This is a genomic window from Noviluteimonas caseinilytica, from assembly GCF_018406605.1.
GTDB lineage: Bacteria > Pseudomonadota > Gammaproteobacteria > Xanthomonadales > Xanthomonadaceae > Noviluteimonas > Noviluteimonas caseinilytica.
This window is the reverse complement of sequence record NZ_AP024545.1, coordinates 910,516-930,257: the sequence shown is the minus strand read 5'-3', so window position 1 is coordinate 930,257 and position 19,742 is coordinate 910,516. Positions and strand designations below refer to the sequence as shown.

Below are 19,742 nucleotides of genomic sequence, written 5' to 3'. Positions count from 1 at the left end.
CTCAGCCGCGCGTCCCGTAGAGCACGACGGTCTTGCCGCGGGCGTGCAGCTTGCCCTCGGTTTCCAGCTTCTTCAGCACGCGGCCGGCCATCTCGCGGGAGCAGCCGACCAGGCGCGCGAGCTCCTGGCGCGAGACGCGCAACTGCGTGCCCTGCGGGTGGCTCATCGACTCGGGCTCGCGGGCCAGGTCGTGCAGCGTGCGCACGATGCGGTCGGTGACGTCGAGGAAGGCCAGGCGGCCGGCCTTGCGGCTGGTGTCGAGCAGGCGGCGGGAGAGCTGCGAGCCGATCATGTAGAGGATGCGCGGGGCGTCCTGCATCAGGGGGCCGAGCAGCAGCTGGTAGAGGCGCTCGTAGCTGATCTCGGCCAGTTCGCACGGGGTGCGCGTGCGCAGCGCGACTTCGCGCCGCTCGGTTTCGATGAACAGGCCCATCTCGCCGACGAACTCGCCGGTGCCGAGATAGCCGAGCACGAGCTCCCGGCCGTCGTCCTCTTCCGTGATGATGCTGGTGGAGCCGTTGACCACGTAGTACAGCGTGCCGGCCGGGTCGCCCGGGCGGAACACGTCGGTGCGGGTGGGGTAGCGGCGGCGGTGGCACTGCGCCAGGAAGCGTTCGAGCGTGGCGGCATCCGGCGCGAGCGGGCTGATCGCGCGGCGGAGCGGCGTGGCGTGCGCAGGCAGGTTGGGGCTCATGGGCACTTGGGCTTTGTTCGGGGGATCGCCGGAGCGTAGCCCCAAAGCCGAGCCAGCGGAATAGTGCGTGCACGTGACGCGATGCCCCGCGGGGGCCGCATGCCGCATAATCGCGCCCCTCGCCGGCCCCCCTTCGCCGCGCACCCTTCGAGGTCCCGACCGATGGTCAAGCCGCTGCCGCGCCTGAAGCTCCAGGGTTTCAACAACCTGACCAAGGCGCTGTCCTTCAACATCTACGACGTCTGCTACGCGGTGTCGGAAGAGCAGCGCGGACGCTACATCGAGTACATCGACGAGGAATACAACGCCGACCGCCTCACGCAGATCCTGACGGACGTGGCGGAGATCATCGGCGCCAACATCCTCAACGTGGCGCGCCAGGACTACGACCCGCAGGGCGCGTCGGTGACGATCCTGATCAGCGAACAGCCGGTGGTGGAGAAGGCGCTCGCCAAGGGCGTGATCTCCGAGGCGGTGGTCGCGCACATGGACAAGTCGCACATCACGGTCCACACGTATCCGGAAACGCATCCGGACAACGGCATCGCCACGTTCCGCGCCGACATCGACGTGGCCACGTGCGGCGTGATTTCGCCGCTGAAGGCCCTGAACTACCTGATCGAAAGCCTGGAATCGGACATCGTGGTGATGGACTACCGCGTGCGCGGCTTCACCCGCGACATCAAGGGCCGCAAGCACTACATCGACCACAAGATCAACTCGATCCAGGACTACCTGGCCAAGAACGTGAAGTCGCGCTACGAGATGCTCGACGTCAACGTCTACCAGGAAAACATCTTCCACACGAAAATGCATCTGAAGGAGTTCGACCTCGACAACTACCTGTTCGAGGAGAAGGCGAAGAATTTGTCCTTCAAGGAACGCATGAAGATCGAAGCGCGGTTGAAGCGCGAGATCGAAGAGCTCTACCACGGCCGGAACCTGGTGGAGTAAGCACCTCCCCTCCGCGGAGGTCAAAAAAGAAACCCGCCATCGGCGGGTTTCTTTTTTTGGGTGGGGTCACGCCAGCCCTAGATCCGGTAGGCAATGGCCTTCATCAGGTTCGACGCCATCGCCATCACCGCAGGCACTGGCTGCGGCAGCAATCGCGCGCCCTGCGCCTCGGCGTGGTCCGCATGGCGGGCCTCGTCGGCCTTCATCGTTTCCAGGATGGCGCGGCTGCGCAGGTCGGCGGCGGGCAGTTGTTCGAGGTGCTCGTGCAGGTGGGCTTCGACCTGGCGCTCGGTTTCCACCACGAAGCCCAGGTTCCAGCCGTCGCCCCGGAGCCCGGCGAGCAGGCCGATCGCGTAGCTGCCCGCATACCAGACCGGGTTGAGCAGGCTCGGGCGCGCGTCGAGTTCGCCGAGGCGGTCGGCGCACCAGGCGAGGTGGTCGGTTTCCTCGGCGGCGGCGGCGAGCAGGGCGGCGCGGGTCACGGGGTCGCGGGCGACGGCGGCCTGGCCGACGTAGAGGGCCTGCGCGCAGACCTCCCCGACGTGGTTGATCCGCATCAGGCCGGCGGCGTGCCGGCGTTCTTCGTCGTCCAGGACCACGTCGGCGCGGTCGCCGGCGGGGTTGGCGCGGACCGCGTCCGGGCGGCCGAAGACGGTGCCCAGCGCGTTCTGCGCATCGGCGAGCAGCTGGTCGAGGGGGTTGAGTTGGCGCATGGGCGGCAGTCTAGCCGCGACCGGTGGCTGAACCCGTTCAGGCTGGGGACATGTCGGGGCGCGTTCCTGAACGGCCTCCCTATTCCTTTGTGAGGGAGTTCACGCTTAGACTCCGCGGGCCGGGGTCTCATTTGGGACCTGGGTCACAGGGGTTGGATCCGTCGTGCGCCGATGTGTGGGCGACGTCGCGGATTCGTAAAACACATCAGGGGAACAACTTGAAGATCGAACGTAACCGTGCCCGCAAGGGTGCCGTCGTCGCACGTCGTTATTCCGTTTCGCCCGTCACGCGCGCCATCCGCAGCGTCCTGACCGTCTCCACCGCCGCGCTGGCCTTCTCCGGCACCGGCCTGGCCCTGGCGAGCGCCCCCGTCCACACCACGCAAGCGCCGGCCTTCGCCGCGCAGCATGCCGACCTCTCGCAGCACGCGGCCTTCGCGCCGTCGGTGCCGGTGGTCGACCTGACGCTGGTGCGCGACGCCGATCTTCCCGCGAGCGTGGTGGGTGGCGACCTCGGCCTGACGGCCGCGCTGTCCGACACGGATCTCCAGTACGCCGGCCCGGTGGGCCCGGGCGGCGGCGATGCGTTCGATCGCGTCTTCGATATCGCCAACGTGCAGTCGTTCGTCGCGCCCGGCCCGGGCGGCGGCAGCGGCGGCCTCGACGACCAGGTGTTCTTCAGCTACAGCAACCCGGGCAATTTCCCGGGCAACTGGTACGTCTCTCCGCACGGCAACAACATAACCGTGACGTCGAACACGGGCCTCGCCGATGGCTGGTTCGTCTCGCTCGGCGGCATCGACGAGCTCGACGCCGATTGGACGATGGACATCACCGGCTACACGTGGGCCGCTGGCGTGGAAATGGAAGTCGCCGCGCAGGGTTACGTGCTGCAGACGGGCGACATCAGCGCGACCGCGACCGGCGCCTACGGCCAGGCGATGGGCGTGTACGTGTCCGCCGGTACCGACGCGACGATCAGCAACGACGGCGGCAGCATCGGGGCCCATGCGACGGGCGCCTACGGCATCGCGGCCGGCTTGTTCGGTTATGCCGTCTCCGGCACCAGCGATGTCGGCAACAACGGCCTGCTCGTCGCCGACGCCAACAACAGCGGCACCGCGATCGGCGTGACGTCGACTTCGGTGTACGGCACGGCGCTGGGCGCCAACAACGGCACGATGTCCGTCTCCGGCGGGGATTACGGCACCGGCGTCGGCGCCACGTCGTTCTACGGCACGGACGCCCGCGCGATGAACAACGGTGCGATGACCGTGTCCGGCGGCTACAGCGCGATCGGCCTCGACGCCGATGCCGCGTATGGCAACGCAATGGCGTCGAACGGCGACTCCGCCACCGTCCAGGTCACCTCGCTCGGTTACGCGCTCGGCATGCAGGCCACGGCGGGCGGCAACGCCACCGCGAACAACACGGGCAACGTCAGCGCGACCGCCCTGTTCGGCAACGCGATCGGCATGCAGGTCCTCGGCGACACGGCCAGCGGCACCAACGCCGACGGCGGGACCTTGACGGTCTCCGGCGGGTACGTCGCCATCGGCATCGATGCCGAAGGCGCCAGGTCCGCCAACGCGACCAACGGCGGCACGCTCGACGTCGACGGCAGCTTTGCCGCGATGGGCCTCTACGCGGGCGCCAACGGCACCGCGATGGCGAGCAACACCGGCACGATCACGGTCGACAGCATCGATGCCAACGCCTTCGGCCTGCTCGCCTACGGCGGCGGCAACGCCACGACGTTCAGCGACGGCTCGCTCGCCGTCACCTCGGCGTACGGCGATGCGCTGGGCCTGCAGGCGATCTCCGTGGCCGGTGACGCGAATGCCACCAACCTCGGCACGCTGAAGGTTTCCGGCGACAACGCCAAGGGCCTGTACGCGATCTCCTACGGCACCGGCACCGCGCACGCCGAGAACACCGGCACGATCAACGCCGGCGGCGTGAACAGCGCGTACGGCATGTACGCGCTGTCGGTCAACGGCGATGCCTCGATCCACAACGGCGGCAGCGTCGGCGCTTCCGCCGACGGCGCGGCGATCGGCGCGTTCGTTGGCGGCTACAACGCCAGCGTCAAGAACGACGGCGACATCGCCGCGACGTCGAACAGCTTCATCTCCGAGGGCGTTCTCGCCGTCGGTGCGTACACCGACATCACCAACAGCGGCAGCGTCTCCTCCTCGGGCCTGGTCGCGTTCGGCCTGGACAGCGAAGGCGCGTACGGCGCCGGCATCACCAACAGCCGCGACGTCACCGCCACCGGTTACTTCCGCGCGTATGGCCTGTACGCCACGTCCAGCGGCGGCAACGTCGCGATCGCCAACACCGGCAACGTGGACGTCGACGCCTTCGGCGTGGCCTACGGTGCGTTCGCCAACGGTGCGGGCGCGATCACGGTCACCAACGACAACGGCATCGATGCGCGCTCGGAATACACCGATGCGCTCGGCGTGCTCGCCGTCGGCGGCGCGGTGAACGTCACCAACACCGGCATCGTCCATGCCGACGGCTACGCCACCGGCGCCGGCATCTATGCCGCCGGCGGCTTCGTCACCGTCGACAACGACGGCGGCAACATTTCCGCGAATGCGCGCGTCGGCGACGGCTTCGCGGTCGGCGTGCTCGCCGCGGGCGGCGACGTCGCCGTCAACAACAGCGCCTTCATCGGCGCGACCGGCGCCTACGCCACCGGCATCGACATCCGCGCGGCGTACGCCGCCACGGCGACCAACAACGTCGGCGGCACGGTGCAGGTGGACGGTTCGTTCGCCACCGGCATCAGCGTGCGCAGCTCGAACGAAGGGCAGGCGGCGACGGCGACGAACGACGGCACGGTGAACGCCAGCGGCACGGCGTCCGTGAGCGGCATCGAAGCGGTCAGCCGCGCCTTCCAGGGCACGGGCGTCGTCACCAACAACGGCAGCGTCAACATCAACGCGCCGTATGCGGGCGTCGCGCAGGGCCTGGTGGCCGCCGGCGACAGCGGCGCGATCATCCACAACACGCAGTACGGCACGCTCAACGTGACCGGTGGTTCGGCGGCCTACGGCGCGCTCGCGCTGTCGGCGGACGTCGAAGGCTCCTTCACCAACGACGGCCGCGTGATCGTCAACGCGGTCTCGCGCGGCGGCACCGCGTTCGGTGCGGTCGTGCAGGGCAACACCGGCATCGCCACGGTCGACAACACCGGCACCGGGCTCATCGTGGCGCAGGGCGACAACGCGTACGGCGCCTATGCGACCGGCTTGTTCAGCCATGCCAGCGTCGACAACAGCGGCGTCATCTATGCCTTCGCCAATGCCGGCAATTCGTTCGGCGCGCTGGCGTACTCGTACAACAACCTCGCCACCACCTCCAACGCCGGCCTGCTCGTGTCGTCGGCGGCCGGTGCCTCGGTCGGCATGGAAGCGCTGACGCTCTTCGGCGATGCCAGCATCACCAACGACGGCACGCTGTTCGCCGGCGGCGGCACGCGCGCACGCGGCGAGATCGCGCGTTCGCTGTTCGGCACCGCGACGACGTCCAACGACGACACCATCATCGTGCGCTCCAACGGCGGCGCCTACGGCATGTGGTCGCGCGCCGACTACGGCGTGGCCGATGCCACCAACAACGGCGACGTCGACGTGCAGTCGTACTACAGCCGCGCCTACGGCGTGCTGTCGGGCGGCTACTACGGCGCCACGCTCACCAACACGATCGACGGCAAGGTCGACGCGCGCGGCTACACCAACGCGATCGCGGCGGCCGCGTATTCGAACTACGGCGACGTCACGATCGTCAACGACGGCTCGCTGAGCGCTTCGGCGCTCGGCCTGTCGTACGGCATCCAGGCGCTGGCCGCCTTCGATGCGACGGTGACCAACACCGGCACGATTTCCTCGATCTCCAGCGCGGCGGTCGGCGACGGCATCTACGCCAACGCGACCAACGTCGACGTCACCAACACCGGCGACATCGTGGCGAAGGGCGATTACTGGTCTGCGGGCATCGAAGGCCGCGGCGACGCGGTGTCGATCCTCAGCAGCGGCGGTTCGGTCGATGCGTACGTGTACGACGGCAACGCCTTCGGCCTGTTCGCACGCGCCAACGACGACGCCACGGTGCGCAACAACAGCGACATGTGGGCCACCGCGGAGCACGGCAACGCGTACGGCGAATTCGCCATCGCCGGCAACGGCATCGGTGACCACGCCATCACGACCAACGGCGGCGACGTGATCGTCCGCGCGTACGACGGCGCCGCCTACGGCGTGCTCGCCGCCGGCACCGACGTGGATTCGACGAACAGCGGCACGCTCGACGTGCAGGGCACCCTCGCCGCCACCGGTATGGTGGGCCTGGGCAACACGCATTCGATCCTGATCAACCACGGCGACATCGACGCGCGCGCCAGCGCCGACGGCAGCACGGCGATCGGCCTGTACGCCTACGCGGTCGGTTTCGCGCGCGGCGTCAACGACGGCACCATCTACGCGCACGCCAACAACGGCAACGCGCTCGGCATGGACGTCTACGGCGACACGGCCGTCGTGCAGAACCTGGCGGGTGGCGACGTTTCGGCCTCGGTCTACCAGGGTATGGCCATCGGCAGCTACAGCTGGGGCACGATCTCCAACACGGTGACCAACGCCGGAGTGGTCCGCGCCAGCACCGGCGACGGCAACGCCACCGGCATCATGGCGCTGGGGTACGGCGTCGTGCAGGTCAACGCTTCGGCCACCAGCCAGGTCACTGCGAGCGGCAACGGCAGCGGCACCTTCACGACCGGCATCCTCGCCGACGGCGACGTGGCGGGCGTGGACAACGCCGGCGGCGTGGCGGTGAACGGCACCGGCGCGCGCTCGGTCGGCATCCAGGTCTTCGGCGACACGTCGGCCACGATCAACACCACCGGCATCGTGAACACGAGCGCCGGCAAGTACAGCAACACCAGCGTCGTCGGCCTGCTGGCCGACGCCACCGGCGCGGTGTCGGTCACCAACGGCGGCATCGTCACGGGTGCGGGCGGCTACGACGCCACCGGCATCCTCGCGCACGCCTACGACGGCGACGTGGCCGTGTCCAACACGAGCGACGGCACGATCCAGGTGACCGATGCCTTCAACCGCAGGGTCACCGGCGTCTACGCCGCGTCGTCCTACGGCGACGTGTCGATCGACAACGCCGGCACGATCAGCGCCGGCGGCACGTTCACCTTCCCGAAGTACAACATCGACAGCACCACCGAAGTCGCGATGGGCGCGAACGCCTACGCCGCGTTCGGCAACGCTTCGATCACCAACAGCGGCACCGTCAACGTCCTCGCCGGCGTCTACGGCGCGGGCCTGGTGGCCGGTTCGTACGAGGGCGATGCCAGCGTCGTGAACACCGGCACGGTGAAGGTGACGGTCAACGGCGACTTCGCCATCGGCCTGGGCGCGCAGTCGGATGACGGCAACGCTTCGGTCAGCAACGTCCACGACCTGACGGTGACCAACAGCTACAGCGTTGCCGTGGGCGGCGCCGCCAGCGGCGACTCCGCTTCGGCCTCCAACGGCGGCAACCTCACCGTGTCCGGCGTGTCCGGCGCCGTGGGCCTCGCCGCGCATGGCAGCACGCAGGCCGATGTCCTCAACGATGGCTCGGTCCAGGTCACGCAGCTCCAGTCGGGCAACAGCCTGGCGGCCACCGGCCTGCTGGCGTACGCCTCGGTCGGCGATGCGATCGTCACCAACCACGGCAGCGTCTCGGTCAACGCCTACGATCGCGCGGTCGGCATCGACGCGTCGGCGTACGGCAACACCACGGTCACCAACGCGAACGACGTCACCGTGTTCGGCAACTACGGCTACGCGATCGGCGTGATGGCGCGCGACCTGGATGGCGCCGGCGGCGACCTGACGGCCGTCACCAACAGCGGCCAGATCCACGCCGGCTCCGGTTCTTCGTGGGCCGAAGGCGTGTTCGCCGAAGGCGAGAAGGTCAACGTCACCAACGCGCTCGGCGGCTCGGTCGAAGCCACCGGCCTGCACTTCGCCGCGGGCATCGACACGCGCGGCGACACCGTTGCGATCGCCAACGCCGGCGACGTCTCGGCCCAGGCGTTCGACAGCACCTACAGCATGGCGATGGGCATCGAGGGCTTCGCCAACGACGCGCTCGCGATCACCAACACCGGCCACGTCGATGCGACCAGCCCGTACGGCGATGCGAAGGGTGTCGCGGCCTACGGTTACGGCACCGTGCTCGTCGACAACCGCGGCAGCATCGCGGCCGGCGCCTACGGCTACGCGATGGGCATCGGCGCGGAAGGCCTGGACGGCGCCTCGGTGACGGTCCGCAACAGCGGCGACATCACCGCGACCTCCGACGACAGCTTCGCCGACGGCATCTTCTCCCGCGGCGGCGCGGTCTCGATCACCAACACCCACGCGATCGTCGCCACGGCGACGCAATGGGCGGCGGGCATGGAAGTCGACGCCGACGCGATCACCATCGCCAACGGCGGCGACATCACCGCGACCTCCACCGGCAACGGCCAGGCCTCGGGCATCTACGCCTACGGCCTGACGTCGATGGCGATCGGCAACACCGGCCACGTCATCGCCTCGGCCGTCGACGGCAACGCGTTCGGCATCTCGGCCTACGGCGAATACGCCACGACCGCGGTGACCAACGGCGGTTCGCTCAACGCGCGCAGCACCAACGGCAACGCCACGGGCGTGAACGCCTACGGCGACGCGACCACGGTGGCCAACGCCGGCACGATCGACGCGCTCGGCCACGACGCCGCGTTCGGCATCCAGGCTGGCGCGTACGGCACGGTGTCGGTCTCCGGCAACGGCACGATCCACGCGACCGCGACCCAGTACGCGCTCGGCGTCGGTGCGGACGGCGACATCGCCAACGTCAACGTCGGCGGCACGACGATCGCCGCCGCCGACCAGGCGATCGGCATCCGCGCCTCGGGCAACACCAGCGCCTCGGTCAACACGACGGGCACGGTGACGGCCACGGGCATCGCCAGCGCGTTCGGCGTGCAGGTCGATTCGGACGCCTCGTCCTTCCACAACACCAACGTGGTCCGCGCCACCGCCACCGGCGATGACGCCTTCGCCGCCGGTGCGCTGGTCTTCGGCGCCACGGCGTCGGTCAACAACGGCGCCACCCTGTCGGCGACCGCGACCGGCCACGACAGCCAGGCCATCGGCGCGTTCGTGCTCGGCGGCGACGTCTCGCTCGCCAACACCGCCACGATCACCGCCACCAGCACCTCCGGTGCGGCCGTCGGTGCGCTGGTCGGCGCGAAGTACGGCGACGGCACGGTCACCAACAGCGGCACGATCACGGCGACCGGCCACACCGGCAACACGGTCGGCCTGGTCGCGCAGTCGGCGGGCGACGTCACGGTGAACAACACCGGCACGATCAACGCGATCGACGCCGGCTACGCGATCGCCATGGGCCTGTACGCCGACGGCACGTCGGTGGTCACCAACACCGGCACGATCGTCGCGACCTCCAGCGTCGAGAACAGCGTGGCGATCGCCGGCGGCGACGGCGTCGAGGACATCCGCAACGCCGGCATGCTCAACGGCGCGCTGGTGCTCGGCGACGGCAACGACGTGCTGACCAACCAGAACCACGGCACCTGGATCGTGCGCGGCCACGGCACCGACTTCGGCGGCGGCGACGATCGCATCGTCAACGCGGCCGGCGGCACCATCGTGATGAACAACGCGGCGATCTCGCTGGGCGGCAATTCCGGCGCGGGCAACGTGTTCACCAACGCGGGCCTGGTCTCGGTCAACGGCGACAGCAGCATCGACCTCGGCACGGGCCTGTCCGCCGCGCCGCTGATGCAGAGCAACCTGCACGCCATCGCCGCGGCGCCGGTCTCGGTGCTCAACCCGATCGCCTTCACCAACAACGGCACGATCAGCTTCCTGGACGGCGCGCCGGACGACACGCTCACCATCTACGGCGACTTCGCCGGCCAGGGTGCGCTGAACGTCGACGTCAGCCTGCTCAACCGGACCAGCGACATGCTGTACATCGAAGGCAACGTGTCCGACGGCACGAAGCAGGCGCTCAACGTGCGCGTGCTCGACCTGCCGAAGACGGTGGCGGGCCTGTCGATCCCGGTGGTCTCGGTCACGGGCGAATCGAAGGCCGGCGAGTTCACGGCCGGTACCTTCTCCATCGACCGCGTGCTGCTCAACGCCAACAACTTCGTCAACCTGAAGGTCGGCGTCACCGAGCGCATCAACACCGCCAACGCCACCGCCGACCTGTTCAACATCACGGTCGCGATGGACGGCGTGAACGACACCGGTTCGCTCGCCGGCGACATCGCCACCGGCGCGCAGAGCCTGATGACCACGCAGGTCGGCACGTTCCGCCAGCGCATGGGTGTGTTCTCGCGCATGGGCGACAGCGACACCGGCGCGTGGGTCCGCGTCTTCCACGACAAGGGCACGATCACGCCGCAGTTCACGCTGGACAACATGCCGCAGAACGGCCAGTTCGGTTTCGAACAGACCAACAGCGGCGTGGAAGCGGGCGTCAACGCCTACGTGACCGATGGCTTCTTCATCGGCGCCACGCTGGGCAAGAGCGAAGGCAAGCAGTCGCTCGACAACGGCTTCGGTTCCGACAAGCTCAAGGGCGACACCGCCGGCCTGTACATGACGTACCTCTCGCCGAACGGGTTCTACGCCGACGTGTCGTACCGCTGGATGCATTTCGACGCGGACCTCACCTCGGCCGGCGGCAAGCAGGAAAGCGGCGGCGACGTGGGTGCGTTCAACGTCGAAGCGGGCTGGAACGTGTGGACTTCGGCCAGCGGCCTGAAGCTCGTGCCGCAGGTGCAGTACACGCGTTCGGAAGTCTCCAACGTCGACATCCTGCACGGCGACCTGGCGAGCTTCGAGATCCACGGCGGCACGTCCTCGCGTGGTCGCGCGGGCCTGGAGCTGGAGCAGTCGTTCACCACGGCCTCCGGCGCGAACTGGACCCCGTACGGCGCGCTGAGCGTGATCCGCGAGTTCAAGGGCGAGCAGGGCTTCACCATCGCCGACACGTTCACCGGCCACACCTCGACGCAAGGCACCAGCGGCATGCTGGAAGTCGGCGCCAACGTGAAGATGGGCAACCTCGACATCTTCGGCGGCCTGAACTGGACCGACGGCGGCGCGTTCGACAGCATCCTCGGCGGCCAGGTCGGCCTGCGCTACACCTGGTAAGGCACGCGGGCCCGGCGGATTCCGCCGGGCCCCGTCGCATCCGGGGGCGCGTTCAGCCGGGACATTCGTAACGATTCATCGCCGGCCCGCGAAAGACGCTGGCCCGCGACCGCGAAATCGTTTCAACTGTGGCGCTGGGATCGCAGACGTCATTTCGGAGAACTTCGTGGCAAGCAAGAAAAAGACTGCCGGCGCCGACACGGCCGCCGGGCAGGCAGCAGACGCCGTCGCACCGCAGGCGCCGGCCGCACCGGCCACGCCGGAACCCCGGAACGAAACCCTCAACACCGCGCAGTCGGAAAAGCCGCCGCTGGACCTGACCAAGCTGCAGGTCGAGAAGAGCTGCTCGCGCGGGCTGGCTTCGTGGCTGTCGAGCAATCGCGTGTCGCTGGCGATCTCCTCGTACCAGACCGGCCGCGTGTACCTGGTCGGCAGCGACCAGCAGGGCCGCGTGTCGTTCTTCGAGCGCATCTTCGAGCGCGCGATGGGCATCGTCGGCAACGCGCAGCGCATCTACCTCGGTGGCCTGTACCAGTTGTGGCGCTTCGAGAACATCCTGCGCCCGGGCGAATCGATCCACGGCAAGTTCGACAAGTGCTACGTGCCGCGCAATGCGCAGACGATCGGCGACCTGGACATCCACGAACTCGGCATCCGAAGCGACGGCCGCGTGGTGTTCGTCAACACCAAGTATTCGTGCCTGGCCGAGCTGAGCCAGACGCACAGCTTCAAGCCGATCTGGAAGCCGAGCTTTATCAGCAAGCTCGCGCCGGAAGATCGTTGCCACTTGAACGGCCTGGCGATGGTCGACGGCAAGCCGAAGTACGTCACCGCGGTGTGCAAGTCCGACGCGGTGGATGGCTGGCGCGATCGCCGCATGAGCGGCGGCGTGGTGATCGACGTGGAGACCGACGAGATCGTGTGCGAAGGCCTGTCGATGCCGCATTCGCCGCGCTGGGCCAACGGCAAGCTGTGGGTGCTCAACGCGGGCACCGGGCACCTGGGTTACGTGGATTTCGCGAAGAAGGCGTTCGTGCCGACCGCGTGGTTCCCGGGCTTCCTGCGCGGCCTGTCGATCGTGGGCAACGTGGCCGCGGTGGGCCTGTCGAAGCCGCGCAACCAGCGCTTCGAAGGCCTGCAGCTGGACGAAGAACTGAAGAAGCGCGACGTCGAACCGTGGTGCGGCGTGCAGATCGTCTCGCTGGCCAACGGCGACGTGCTGAACTGGATCCGCTTCGAAGGCGACATCTCCGAGATCTTCGACATCAGCTTCCTGCCCAACGTCGTCAACCCGATGATGATCGGCCTGCGCACCGCGGAGATCCGCGAGCTGATCACGTTCGAACCCGAAGCGCAGCCGGAGGTGGTGGCATGAAGACCTGGATCGTGTTGATGGCGGCGCTCGTGGCGCCGGTGGCGTTCGCGCAGCAGCAGGCGGGCAAGCCCGTCGCGGCACCGGCCGCGGCCGAGCAGGGCCAGGGCGCCGATGCGATGTTCGCCGCGTGGGATGCGAACCACGACGGTTCGATTTCGAAGGACGAGTTCCGTGCCGGCTTCGTGCAGGTGCGCGATGCGTTGACCGTGCAGCGGCTGCACGCCGAGTTCGAGCGCCGCGACGCGAACCACGACGGCAAGCTCCAGGCCAGCGAGTACGCGCAGATGATGCTCGTGCAGCGCGCCGGCAAGAACGCGCCGCCGATGTCGGCGTTCGACAAGGACAAGAACCAGTCGCTGGACTTCCCGGAATACCTGGACGCCCTGAAGACCCTGGCGAAGTCGCAGCCCGCGACCGCCGCACCGAAGAAATAAGGCAGGCCACACCGTGTCTTTCGAAACCACCAACGTCTGGCGCACCACGACGCCGGAACTGCAGGCCGAACTGGTCGATTTCTGGACGCGCCACGGCGCGCTCGCCGATCCGGCGCGTGCTGCGTTGCGCGCCAAGCAGGCCGTGGTCGTGGCCCGCGATGCCGACGGCCAGATCGTCGGCGTCGGGACCGCGTTGCTGCGGATCATCCCGCGCCTGCGCCAGCCCACGTATTACTACCGCCAGTTCTTCGCGCCGGAATTCCGCGGCAACAAGGGCGCGGTGCCGTTCTTCCAGGAAGCCCTCGACATCCTCGAAGCGGCCAACAAGGAGAAGCCCGAGAGCATCGGCGTGCTGCTGGAGCTGGAAAACGCCACGCTCAACGGCCGCTACACCCAGGCCGTCGAACCGCGCACCGGGGCCACGTTCATCGGCTACTCGCCGCGCGGGTTCCAGCTGAAAGTCGTGTATTTCAAGGACGCGGTGCTGTTCCCGCCGGCGCCGCTCCAGCGCCGCGCCCAGGCCCCGGTCCGCCGCACGGCCTGAGCGGGCAGGGGTTCACCGGGGTTGCCACGCCCCGGTGGGGCCGCTATCATTCCGCCTCTTTTGTTCCGCCCCTACATCACGCGGCGACGTTCCGCGGGGCCCTCGCGCCCCCGCAACCAGCCCGACCATGTACCCACACGAGTTACGCATGAAGACTTTCAGCGCCAAGAACGAGACCGTCCAGCGTGACTGGTACGTGGTCGATGCCGAAGGCAAGACCCTCGGCCGGCTCGCCTCCGAGCTCGCCCGCCGCCTCCGCGGCAAGCACAAGCCCGTCTATACCCCGCACGTCGATACCGGCGATTACCTCGTGGTGATCAACGCCGAGAAGATCCACGTGACCGGCAAGAAGCTGACGGACAAGATGTACCACCGGTTCACCGGTTACATCGGCAACCTGAAGACCGAGTCCCTGGGCCAGGCGCTGGAGCGCCACCCGGAACGCGTCCTCGAAACCGCCGTCAAGGGCATGCTCCCGAAGAATCCGCTCGGCCGTGCGATGTATCGCAAGCTGAAGGTTTATTCCGGTCCGAACCATCCGCACACCGCCCAGCAGCCGCAGCCGCTGGATTTCTAAGAGCTCCCTATGGCAATCCAGCAGAATTACGGCACCGGCCGCCGCAAGTCCTCCACCGCCCGCGTGTTCCTGCGCAAGGGCAACGGGACCATCACCATCAACGACCGCACGATCGAAGACTTCTTCGGCCGTGAAACCGCGCGCATGATCGTCCGCCAGCCGCTCGAGCTCACGCAGTCGACCGACAAGTTCGACATCTTCGTGACGGTGGAAGGCGGCGGCATCACCGGCCAGGCCGGCGCGATCCGCCTCGGCATCTCGCGCGCGCTGGTGGAATACGACGAGTCGCTGAAGACCGACCTGCGCAAGGCCGGCTTCATGACCCGCGACGCCCGCGAAGTCGAACGCAAGAAGGTCGGCCTCCACAAGGCCCGCCGCGCGACGCAGTTCTCCAAGCGCTGATTCTGGAAAACGCGTAAGCGGTGTGTTGACGGGTGGCCGCGCTACAATCGCGGCCGCCCGAGTTCCAAAATTGCAGCCACAGCCCCGTCGCCAAGCGGTAAGGCACCTGACTCTGACTCAGGCATTCGGTGGTTCGAATCCATCCGGGGCTGCCAAATCCGAAGAACCCGCCGCAAGGCGGGTTTTTCTTTTGCAGGATTCAAACCGGCGCGCCACAATCGCGGGCCTCGCGCTCCCCCGCGCTGCAAACGCCAAGGCCACTGCATGAAGCTCGCTTCCCTGAAGGAGGGCGGCCGCGACGGCACCCTCGTCGTCGTGTCCAAGGATCTCAAGCGCGCCGTGCGCGCCACCGCGATCGCGCCGACGTTGCAGCGCGCGCTGGAAGACTGGCAGAACGCCGCGCCGCGCCTCAACGCGTTGTACGACGTGCTCAACGGCGGCGAACCCGATGACGTGTTCGACCTGGATGTCGGTTCGCTCGCCGCGCCGTTGCCGCGCGCGTACGAATTCGTCGACGGCAGCGCGTATCTCCCGCACGTCGAACGCGTGCGCCGCGCGCGCGGCGCCGAAGTGCCGGAAAGCTTCTACGTCGATCCGCTGATGTACCAGGCCACGAGTGCCGGCTTCCTCGGCCCGCGCGATCCGGTGAAGGTGGTCGACGAGGCCTACGGCATCGACCTGGAAGCCGAAATCGTGGTGATCACCGACGACGTGCCGATGGCCGTCTCCCCCGAACGCGCGGCGATGCACCTGCAGCTCATCGGCCTCGTCAACGACGTGTCGCTGCGCAACCTCATCCCGGGCGAACTCGCGAAGGGCTTCGGCTTCCTGCAGTCCAAGCCGCGGTCGGCGTTGTCGCCGGTCTTCGTGACGCCCGACGAACTCGGCGATGCCTGGCAAGGCAACAAAGTGCACTTGCCGCTGCTCACGCACATCAACGGCCAGTGGTTCGGCGCGCCGGAAGCGGGCGTGGACATGCAGTTCGACTTCGCGCAGCTGGTCGCGCACGCCGCGAAGACGCGGCCGCTGTCGGCCGGCACCATCGTCGGCTCGGGCACCATCGCCAACGAAGACACCAGCAAGGGCGCCTCGTGCTTCGCCGAGAAGCGCACCGTGGAAACGCTGGAGCAGGGCAAGCCGGTCACGCCGTTCCTGTCATTCGGCGACAGCGTTCGCATCGAAATGCTCGACAAGGCCGGCCACAGCATCTTCGGCGCGATCGACCAGAAGATCGAACGGCAGTCGGCGGCAGGCTGACGGTCTTCCGCCCGGCAGGCGGGCAAGCTAATGTGCCTTGCCGCACCACGCGGCAGGCGCTCGGGGGAGCCTCGTGAACGATCGGTTGCGGCTGTTTTCCTATTGGCGCTCCAGCGCTGCGTACCGCGTGCGCATCGGCCTCAACCTCAAGGGACTGCCGTACGACATCGCCTCGGTGCACCTGCTGCGCGATGGCGGCGACCAGCACACGCCCGCGTTCCGCGCCGCCAATCCGCAAGGCCTGGTGCCGGTGCTCGAACACGGCCAGCGCAACCTGCGCCAGTCGATGGCCATCCTCGAATACCTGGACGAAGTGTGGCCCTCGCCGCCGCTGCTGCCCGCCACCGCGCGCGACCGCCAGCGCGTGCGCGGCCTGGCGCAGCTGATCGCGTGCGACGTGCATCCGCTCAACAACCTGCGCGTGCTGCAGTACTTCGAGCGCGAATGGCACGTGCCGCAACCCGAACGCGACGAATGGGTGCGCCACTGGATCGGCGACGGCCTGGCCGCATTCGAGTCGATGCTGGCCGACCATCCTTCGACGGGCGAATTCTGCGACGGCCACGCGCCGACGCTGGCCGACATCTGCCTGGTCCCGCAGGTCTACAACGCGCGGCGGTTCAACATCGACCTGGGCAAGTACCCGACCATCCAGCGCATCGAAGCGGCGTGCCTGGCGTTGCCGGCCTTCGACGCGGCGCGCCCGGAAATGCAACCGGACGCCCCGCAACCCACCTGAGCCGCGCTCGCGCGCGGCGGGGGTTTCAGCCGATCTTGGTTTCGAACACGTCCGCGTAGGGATCGTGTTCGCCGGTGCCGCCCTCGGAGAGGCGGAACTTCAGCGCAAGGCCATCGCGCGAGTCGGCGGCCTGCAGCGCGGCTTCCTTCTCGATGCGGCCTTCCTTGTAGAGGCGGAACAGGCACTGGTCGAACGACTCCATGCCCGCTTCCAGCGACTCTTCCATCGCCTGCTTGATCTCGTGCACCTGCCCGCGGCGCAGCAGGTCGCGGATCATCGGCGTGTTGATCAGCACTTCGGCGGCCGGCATGCGGCGGCCATCCACGCCGACCACCAGGCGCTGCGACACCACCGCCTTGAGGTTGAGCGCGAGGTTCATCAGCACGTTCTTGTGCGCGGCCTCGGGGAAGAAGTTGAGGATGCGCTCGATCGTCTGGTCGGCGTTGTTGGAGTGCAGCGTGGCCAGGCAGATGTGGCCGGTTTCGGCGAAGGCGATCGCCGCTTCCATCGTGGTGGCGTCCAGGATCTCGCCGATCAGGATGACGTCCGGCGCCTCGCGCATCGCGTTCTTGAGCGCGTTGTGGAAGGCGTGCGTGTCCAGGCCGACTTCGCGCTGGTTGACGATCGACTTCTTGTGCTTGTGCAGGTATTCGATCGGATCCTCGATGGTGAGGATGTGGCCCGACGAGGTGCTGTTGCGGTGGTCGATCATCGAGGCGAGCGTGGTCGACTTGCCCGAACCGGTGGAGCCGACGATCAGCACCAGGCCGCGCGGGGCCATGATGATTTCCTTCAGCACCTGCGGCAGCTGCAGCTCTTCGATGGACGGGATCACGCTGCGGATCGCGCGGATCACCATGCCCACCTCGCCGCGCTGCTTGAACACGTTCACGCGGAAGCGGCCGGAATCGGCCAGCGCGATCGCCATGTTCAGTTCCAGGTCGCGCTCGAACTGGGGCACCTGGCCCTCGTCCATCAGCGAATAGGCGATCTTCTTGACCATGCCCGGGGGCAGGCCGGTGTTGCCGAGGGGGTACAACTTGCCTTCGACCTTGATGTAAACGGGAGCACCGGTCGTCAGGAACATGTCCGACGCGTTCTTCTCCGTCATCAGCTTCAGGAAATAGCCGATGTCCATGTGCCGTACCCTCGTGTCTTGGCGGCCGATTGCATGCACGGCGCCGGCTTCATCACAATGACCGCGCGTCGTCCCCCTTCAGAACAGCACGGCACCCCTATGCGCCCAAGCTTCGCACACTTCCGTAAAACGCAACACGCGTGGATTTGCGGCCTTGTGATCGCGTCCGCGCTCGCGGGCTGCGCTAGCCTGCCGCCGCCCACCGGCGAGTTGTCCGCGGCGCAACAAGCGGTCTCGCGCGCGGAGAGCGCCGACGCGGACCAGTACGCATCGGCCGAACTTGCATCGGCGCGCAGCGCGTTGGGCGCTGCGCAATCGGCGATGGCCCGGGGCGACGAGGACCAGGCGCGCCTGCTGGCCGAGTCCGCGTCCACCGATGGCGAACTCGCCCTCGCACGCAGCCGCGCGGCCACCACCCAGGCCGATTACACGCAGCGCGCCAACGAAATCACCGAACTGCGCCAGCGCCTGCAACTCGGCGCCGGCGACCAACCCGCGCCGGTCGCATGGCCCGCGCCGCAGGGCGTGCCGGCCGGCACGGATCCCGCGGCCGCGCTCTCGCAGCGTCTGCTGTCGCTGGACGCCGACGCCCGCCTGCAGGGCTTCGGCGCCTACGAACGCCTGCGCGCGCGCCAGTCCATCGACGCCATCGCCACGGCGCGCAGTCGCGATCGCGCGCATGCCGTGCAGGTCGCCAGCCGCCGCACCGAAACCGCCGAACTCGCCGCGCGCACCGAAGCCGCGCGCCGCGACGTCGATCGCCTGGATCGCGAACGCAGCGAATTGCTGGTCGAAGCCAGCCGCCAGGACGCCGAACGCGCGCGCCAGGAAACCGAACGCCTGCGCGTAGAAGCGCAGATCCAGGCCGAGGAAGCCCAGCGCCTGCGCGCCGCCGCCGAAACGGAAGCCGCCGCGCGCCAGCAGGCCGAGGACGTGATCCTCGACGTCGCCGGCGACCAGGCCGCCAAACTCGCCGCGGCGCGCGAAAAAGACGCCGCCCTGGCCCGCAAGGAAGCCGAACTCACGGCTGGGGGGTCGCTGCCGCCGTCGAAGCGCGACGCCCGGGGCGAAGTCTTCACCCTCGGCGGCGACGCCTTCGCATCCGGCCAGGCCACGCTCACCGCCTCGGCCACCGCCAGCCTGCGTGCGCTGGCCGCCTACCTGCAGGCCGGCCCCGCGCCGCGCGTGAAGATCGAGGGCCATACCGACGGGCAGGGCGAAGCGGCCGCCAACCAGGCGCTGTCCGCCCGGCGGGCCAGCGCGGTACTCGCGGCCCTGGCCGCCGGTGGCGTCCCGAAGGCCCGGATGCAGTCCACGGGGTTGGGTGAATCGTCTCCGATCGCGGACGACACGACCGCCGCGGGCCGGGCGCGCAACCGCCGCGTCGAGATCATCGTGTCGGCCAAATAACCTTTTCTTTTCAATGGCTTGACGCTGCGTTGCCGAACGTCGGCGAAACCCTGCGGATCGGCGTCGGCGCCCTTGCCGAGCCACCGGCGGAGGAGTAGCGTCGAACTCCCGAGCGCACCCTCGCTCGGCCGATTCGAAACGGAAGGCCGATGACCCAGACACCTGCAGATGAGGAGCGCGCGGCCGGACTTTCCGGCGCGGGCGCCCGGATGCAGGCTCCGCGCGCCGCTCGCGCCATCCCGATCGAACTCCTGGACGCCCCG

General features: G+C 68.4%; 13 protein-coding genes and 1 tRNA gene. 11 read left to right on the top strand and 3 right to left on the bottom strand.

Going from position 1 to position 19,742, the window contains the following annotated elements:
* Position 1 precedes the first annotated feature (1 nt).
* Positions 2-694, bottom strand: a complete 693-nt coding sequence (crp, locus tag LYSCAS_RS04590) for a cAMP-activated global transcriptional regulator CRP (RefSeq protein ID WP_213436141.1) — start codon at positions 692-694, stop codon at positions 2-4.
* A gap of 162 nt (positions 695-856) precedes the next feature.
* Here crp and speD point away from each other — a divergent pair, with 162 nt between their 5' ends.
* The gene (gene speD, locus LYSCAS_RS04585) at positions 857-1,648 is read left to right on the top strand and encodes an adenosylmethionine decarboxylase (RefSeq protein WP_213436133.1); all 792 of its coding nucleotides are present in this window, start codon (positions 857-859) and stop codon (positions 1,646-1,648) included.
* A gap of 77 nt (positions 1,649-1,725) precedes the next feature.
* On the opposite strand, the gene coq7 is transcribed toward speD, so the two are convergent.
* Entirely contained in the window at positions 1,726-2,361 is a 636-nt protein-coding gene (gene coq7 / locus LYSCAS_RS04580) for a 2-polyprenyl-3-methyl-6-methoxy-1,4-benzoquinone monooxygenase (protein WP_213436131.1), read from the bottom strand.
* Positions 2,362-2,579: 218 nt separating this feature from the next.
* On the opposite strand from coq7, the gene LYSCAS_RS04575 reads away from it, so the two are divergent.
* The 9 genes from LYSCAS_RS04575 (at position 2,580) to maiA (ending at position 16,931) form a co-directional block, all read left to right on the top strand.
* Positions 2,580-11,603, top strand: coding sequence for a beta strand repeat-containing protein (locus tag LYSCAS_RS04575; protein WP_213436129.1), 9,024 nt, complete (start codon positions 2,580-2,582; stop codon positions 11,601-11,603).
* A 166-nt stretch (positions 11,604-11,769) separates the two neighbouring features.
* On the top strand, positions 11,770-12,978 hold the full coding sequence (locus LYSCAS_RS04570; protein ID WP_244858666.1) for a TIGR03032 family protein: 1,209 nt from the start codon (positions 11,770-11,772) through the stop codon (positions 12,976-12,978).
* Positions 12,975-13,412: an EF-hand domain-containing protein gene (locus LYSCAS_RS04565; RefSeq protein WP_213436127.1), complete on the top strand. Its 438-nt coding sequence runs from the start codon at positions 12,975-12,977 to the stop codon at positions 13,410-13,412. Before LYSCAS_RS04570 ends, LYSCAS_RS04565 begins: the two co-directional genes overlap by 4 nt.
* A 13-nt stretch (positions 13,413-13,425) precedes the next feature.
* Entirely contained in the window at positions 13,426-13,956 is a 531-nt protein-coding gene (locus tag LYSCAS_RS04560) for a hypothetical protein (protein WP_213436125.1), read from the top strand.
* A gap of 148 nt (positions 13,957-14,104) precedes the next feature.
* A complete protein-coding gene (rplM, locus tag LYSCAS_RS04555) occupies positions 14,105-14,533 on the top strand; it encodes a 50S ribosomal protein L13 (RefSeq protein WP_213436123.1) in 429 nt (142 codons plus the stop codon).
* Positions 14,534-14,542: 9 nt separating this feature from the next.
* Positions 14,543-14,935: a 30S ribosomal protein S9 gene (gene rpsI / locus LYSCAS_RS04550; RefSeq protein ID WP_213436121.1), complete on the top strand. Its 393-nt coding sequence runs from the start codon at positions 14,543-14,545 to the stop codon at positions 14,933-14,935.
* Positions 14,936-15,015: 80 nt separating this feature from the next.
* A tRNA-Gln gene (locus LYSCAS_RS04545) sits at positions 15,016-15,090 on the top strand.
* Between the two features lie 109 nt (positions 15,091-15,199).
* Positions 15,200-16,192 carry a fumarylacetoacetate hydrolase family protein gene (locus LYSCAS_RS04540; protein WP_213436119.1) on the top strand — a complete coding sequence of 331 codons (993 nt, stop codon included), beginning with the start codon at positions 15,200-15,202 and terminating at the stop codon, positions 16,190-16,192.
* Between the two features lie 73 nt (positions 16,193-16,265).
* Positions 16,266-16,931, top strand: a complete 666-nt coding sequence (gene maiA / locus LYSCAS_RS04535; protein ID WP_213436112.1) for a maleylacetoacetate isomerase — start codon at positions 16,266-16,268, stop codon at positions 16,929-16,931.
* 25 nt (positions 16,932-16,956) lie between these two features.
* Here the strand turns inward: maiA and LYSCAS_RS04530 are convergent, their stop codons facing one another.
* Positions 16,957-18,069, bottom strand: coding sequence for a PilT/PilU family type 4a pilus ATPase (locus tag LYSCAS_RS04530; RefSeq protein WP_213436110.1), 1,113 nt, complete (start codon positions 18,067-18,069; stop codon positions 16,957-16,959).
* 156 nt (positions 18,070-18,225) lie between these two features.
* On the opposite strand from LYSCAS_RS04530, the gene LYSCAS_RS04525 reads away from it, so the two are divergent.
* Positions 18,226-19,479, top strand: a complete 1,254-nt coding sequence (locus tag LYSCAS_RS04525; RefSeq protein ID WP_244858665.1) for an OmpA family protein — start codon at positions 18,226-18,228, stop codon at positions 19,477-19,479.
* The last annotated feature ends 263 nt before the right edge of the window (positions 19,480-19,742 follow it).